1 protein-coding gene is annotated in these 249 nt (G+C 70.3%); it reads right to left on the bottom strand.

Annotation, left to right across the window (positions count from 1 at the left end):
• A partial coding sequence (locus SB658_RS26170) for a hypothetical protein (RefSeq protein ID WP_410603399.1) occupies nucleotides 1-249 on the bottom strand: 249 nt, incomplete at its 5' end.

Raw genomic sequence — 249 nt, 5'->3', positions numbered from 1 at the left:
CTACAGGAACCAGGACGGGAGCCAGAGGTGGGCCTTGTAGAGGGCCTCCGGTTCCATCCAGCCCGTGCCGAACGGCAGGAAGAAGAGGCCGACGGCGACGATCGCCCCCATTATCGTGTAGATCGCGATGCGGCGGGTGCCGGCCGCCCGCTCGACGCGCTCGCGTTCGCGGCGGATCTCGGTGCGGTTCGCGTCGGGGAGCAGCACCGGATCCGCGGGCTCGGCGAGCCGCTTCGTCGCGATCACGAC

This window comes from Bacillus sp. SIMBA_008 (assembly GCF_046535495.1).
In the GTDB taxonomy this organism is placed as follows: Bacteria; Bacillota; Bacilli; order Bacillales; family Bacillaceae; genus Bacillus; species Bacillus subtilis.
The sequence above is the reverse complement of the archived record's forward strand: the minus strand, read 5'-3'. Positions and strand labels throughout refer to the sequence as shown.